We start from the raw sequence: 4,715 nt of genomic DNA on the forward strand, positions 1-4,715 counted from the left end.
CGGCCGCACGGCCGAGGCGCTCGCCGCGTACGAGGAGGTGCGGGCCCGGCTGGCCGACACGTTCGGCGCCGACCCGTCCGCCGAGCTGCGCGACGCCCACCTCGCGGTGCTGCGCGGCGCCACCGGGCCGACGCCCCCGGCCGCGGCGCCGGTCGGGAACCTGCGGGCGACCCTGAGCAGCTTCGTCGGTCGGGACGAGGAGCTGGCGCGCCTCGGCGCGCTGCTGACCGAGCAGCGCCTGGTGACGCTCGTCGGTCCGGGCGGGGCGGGCAAGACCCGGCTCGCGTGCACGGTCGCCGCCGGCGCCGCGCCGCGCCTGCCCGGCGGGGCCTGGCTGGTCGAGCTGGCGCCGGTCACCGACCCGGCCGACGTGCCGCAGGCCGCGTTGGCCACCATGCTGCGGCGCGAGGCCCGGGTCCGCGACCCCAACGACGCGGGCGCGTTCGCCGACGACCTGTCGCGGCTGGCCGACACGCTGCGCGACGTGGAGACGCTGCTGATCCTCGACAACTGCGAGCACGTCATCGACGCCGCCGCCAGGCTGGCCGACGAGCTGCTGGCCCGCTGTCCCCGGCTGCGCGTCGTGGCCACCTCGCGCGAGCCGCTCGGCATCGTGGGCGAGTCCCTCGCGGCGGTCCCGTCGCTGCGCCTGCCGGCGCCCGACTGCCCGGCGGCGGAGGCGGTGACGTATCCGGCGGTCCAGTTGCTGCGCGACCGCGCGGCAGCCGTGCGACCGGGCTTCGCGGTGGGCGACGACAACGTCGCGGCGGTGGTGGAGATCTGCCGGCGCCTCGACGGGCTGCCGCTCGCGATCGAGCTGGCCGCCGCCCGGCTGCGCACCCTGTCGCCCGAGGAGGTCGCGGCCCGCCTCGACGACCGGTTCCGGCTGCTCACGGGCGGTAGCCGCACCGCCATGCCGCGCCACCGGACGCTGCGCGCCGTGGTCGCGTGGAGTTGGGAGCTGCTCACCGACGACGAGCGGCGACTCGTCGAGACCCTCGCCGTCTTCCCCGCCACGATCACCGCCGACAGCGCGGCCGGCGTCGCCGGCGTGGACACCCCGATCGTGCTGGACCTGCTCGGCGCGCTCGTCGACAAGTCGCTGCTGCAGGTCGTCGACGGCGCCGGGGAGACGACCCGCTACCGGATGCTGGAGACCATCCGGGAGTACGGGGTGGACCGCCTCGCCGAGGCCGGCGCCCTGGAGTCGGCCCGCGCGGCGCACGCGGCGCACTTCCTGTCCCTGGCCGAGACCGCCGAGCCGCACCTGCGCGGTCGCGGCCAGGTGCCGTGGCTCGCCCTGCTGCGCGCCGAGTGGGACAACCTGGTCGGCGCGGTGCACACGGCCTGCGACTCCGACGACGCGGACACCGCGCTGCGCCTGTGCGCCGCGCTGACCTTCCTGTGGACGATGACGGGCAGCCACGAGCAGGCCGCGACGCTGCTGGGACGCGCGCTCGCCGTGCCCGGCGAGGGGCCGCGCGACGCCCTCGTCATCGTCACGATCATGCACCACCTGCACGCGACCATCGCCGGGATGGTGCCGCTGGACCTGACCCGCTTCCACGAGATCGACGACCTCGTCCGCGACATCGACGTGAGCACGGCGCATCCGCTGCTGGCGCTCGTAAAGCCGGCGATGGCGCTGGTCACCGACGACACGGAGGCGGGACTGGCCGCGACGGCGCGCAGCCTCGAGAACCCCGACCCCTGGGTACGCGCCATGCTGCTGTCGATGCGCGGCTCGATCCAGGAGAACGCCGGCTACGCCGACGGCATGCTGCGCGACCTCACCGCGGCCGTGGCGGCGTTCCGGGAGGTCGGCGAGCGGTGGGGGCTGAGCGCGACGTTGGCCGGCCTGGCCGACGCCAAGGGCAAGCGCGGCGATCTGGCCGGCGCGGCCGCCGCGCTGGAGGAGTCGATCCGCCTGGTCCGCGAGCTGAACCCGGGCGACGACGCGGGTCACCAGCGCATCTGGTTGGCGTCGCTGCACATGCGCACGGACCCGGAGCGGGCGCGGGCGCAGCTCACGGCGTTCCTGGCCGAGACACCCCGGCTGGACGCGGGTCACAACGGTCCGCTGGCGCTGATGCTCCTGGCCGACCTGGCCCGCTTCCGGGGCGACCTCGACGAGGCCGACCGGCTGATCGGCGAGGCGACCCTGCGCATGGACGACGTCCCGCTGGTGCCGCAGCAGTTCCGCGCCCTGCTGCTGCGCACTCGGGCCCAGGTGGCGCTGGCCCGGGGCCGGTTGGACAAGGCGCGCCGGCTCATCCTCGAGGCGCTGGACCAGGGCCGGCAGTCCAACGACATGCCGGTGGTGGCCAACGTGGGGCTCACGACCGCCATGTGGCACGCGGCCACCGGCGACGCGCTGGTGGCGGCCGAGACGCTCGGCGCGTCGGACGCGGTGCGCGGCACCCACGACCTGACCAACGTCGACGCCGAGCGCCTCACGCAACAGTTGCGTGCGGCGCTCGGCGACGCGACCTTCGAGGCGGCGTACGCCAAGGGTCGCGGCTACGACCACGCGACGGCGCTCGACGCCGTGCGGCCCCCCGCCGCCGGCTAGGCGCGCCGGCGGTAGGCCCGCACCGCGAGGGGCGCGAAGACCACCAGGATGCCGACCGCCCAGAGCAGGGTCCTCGTGAGCGGCCCGGCGACGGGACCGCCGACGATGAGCCCGCGGGCCATGTCCATCGCGCCGGCCACCGGGTTCACCTTGACCCAGGCCTGCAGCCAGCCCGGCAGGGTGCCCGTGTTGACCAGCATGTTCGTGCCGAACGTCAGCGGGAACAGCGCCACGAACGACACGCCCTGCACCGCACCGGGCTCGCGCATGACGACGCCGACCAGCACGAACACCCAGCTCATCGCGAAGGCGAAGAAGATCACGACGAGGCAGGCGGCCAGCGTCGCGAAGACGTTCGTCCCGATCCGGAAGCCCATGGTGAACCCGATCGAGAACAGCACGACGATGCAGACCACGAACCGCACGATGTCGCCGACCACCGACCCGATGAGCGGCGCGGAGCGGCCGATCGGCAGGCTGCGGAACCGGTCGAAGACGCCCTTCTTGACGTCGGTGTTGAGCGACACCCCCGTGGCCACGGAGCCGAACAGCACCGTCTGCACCATGATCGCGGGCAGCAGGAACTGCAGGTAGTCGTGCCGGGAGCCGGAGATCGCCCCGCCCAGCAGGAACACGAAGATGACCACGAAGATGACCGGCTGCAGCGTCACGTCGAGCAGCTGCTCGGGCGTGTGCAGCGTCTTGATCAGGCTCCGCCGGGTGAGCGCGAGGCTGTGCCGCAGCAGCCCGAACGGCCGGGTGGGCGTGGTGTCGGTAGCGACCGCCGAAGGCGTCCGTTCCATCGTCATGGTCATGCCGCCACCTCTTCCTTCTCAGTCTTGTGGCCGGTCAGCGTGAAAAAGACCTCGTCGAGGCTCGGCAGGCGCAGCGACAGCTCCATGACCCCGATGCCGGCCTCGTCGAGGCGGCGCACCACGGCGGTAAAGGCCGCGTCGCTGTCCACCGGCACGGTCAGCACTCCGCGCTGCGGCGACTCGACGGCGTGCCCCGCGACGGTCGACAGGATCGCCGACACGGCGTCGAGGTGAGCCGGGTCGGTGGGCCGTACCTCGATGGTCTGGCCGCCGGCGAGGTGCTTGAGCTGGGCGGGAGTCCCGTGCGCGATCACCTTGCCGTGGTCGATCACGGAGATGTCGTCGGCGAGCGCGTCGGCCTCCTCCAGGTACTGCGTGGTCAGCAGCACGGTCGACCCGTTGCCGACCAGCGACCGGACCACGCCCCACATGTCCTCGCGCTTGGCCGGGTCGAGACCGGTCGTCGGCTCGTCCAGGTAGATCACGCCCGGGTTGCCGACCAGGCTCGCGGCCAGATCGAGCCGCCGCCGCATGCCGCCCGAGTACGTCTTGGCCTGGCGCTTGCCCGCGTCGGTGAGGTCGAACCACTCCAGCAGTTCGGCGGCGCGGATCTTCGCCTCGCTGCGGCGCAGGTCCAGCAGCTCGCCGATGAGGGTGAGATTCTGCAGACCGGTGAGGTCCTCGTCCACCGACGCGTACTGCCCGGTGAGGCCGATGAGGCGCCGCACCTTCGCGGCGTCCTTGACGACGTCGAGGCCCTTGACGGTGGCCCGCCCCCCGTCGGGGCGCAGCAGGGTGGCGAGGATGCGCACCGCGGTGGTCTTGCCGGCCCCGTTCGGGCCGAGCACGCCGAGCACGGTGCCCTCCTCGGCGGCGAGGTCGATGCCCGCCAGCGCGGTGGTCTCCCCGAACCGCTTAACCAGGCCCTCGGCCTGGAACGCGTAGCTCATTGGTAATCCCCCTTGGATGTCTTCGGGGACTACCTTGCTCCGGGCCGCTGGCAAGTCGCGCACACGGCGCTGACACCAGGCTCGTACGCGTTATCAGCGCCAGCCATCCGGACTGCAATCGACGGACGGGTCGTGTCGGTTTCACGCGGCCCGTTTCCAATGACCGGTTGTCCACGTCTACGACCATTCGGACATCGACCGACCGGGTGTCCTCCCTGTCTTATTAGTCCCGGACCGTACGGACGAAGGGGAGTTCAGGTGAGCTACGCCGAGGCTCAACGCCGCATCGCCGACTGTGCACGAACCCGCTCGGAGGTGCTCGACCTCTCAGGCCTCGGTCTCACCGCCGTACCGGACACGGTCGGTAACCTCACCGCC

The 4,715-nt window shown here is 72.9% G+C and carries 3 protein-coding genes; 1 reads left to right on the plus strand and 2 read right to left on the minus strand.

Annotation, left to right across the window (positions count from 1 at the left end):
* A partial coding sequence (locus tag ABD211_RS05540; RefSeq protein ID WP_344126891.1) for an ATP-binding protein occupies positions 1 to 2,572 on the plus strand: 2,572 nt, incomplete at its 5' end.
* Here the strand turns inward: ABD211_RS05540 and ABD211_RS05545 are convergent.
* Both ABD211_RS05545 and ABD211_RS05550 read right to left on the minus strand, forming a co-directional pair.
* Complete coding sequence (locus tag ABD211_RS05545) at positions 2,569 to 3,387, minus strand: ABC transporter permease (protein ID WP_344126893.1); 819 nt, start codon at positions 3,385 to 3,387, stop codon at positions 2,569 to 2,571. The two genes, ABD211_RS05540 and ABD211_RS05545, sit on opposite strands and share 4 nt — an antisense overlap.
* Positions 3,384 to 4,337, minus strand: coding sequence for an ATP-binding cassette domain-containing protein (locus ABD211_RS05550; RefSeq protein WP_344126895.1), 954 nt, complete (start codon positions 4,335 to 4,337; stop codon positions 3,384 to 3,386). Before ABD211_RS05550 ends, ABD211_RS05545 begins: the two co-directional genes overlap by 4 nt.
* Between the last annotated feature and the right edge of the window lie 378 nt (positions 4,338 to 4,715).

The sequence above is a fragment of the Luedemannella flava genome (genome assembly GCF_039528515.1).
In the GTDB taxonomy this organism is placed as follows: Bacteria; Actinomycetota; Actinomycetes; order Mycobacteriales; family Micromonosporaceae; genus Luedemannella; species Luedemannella flava.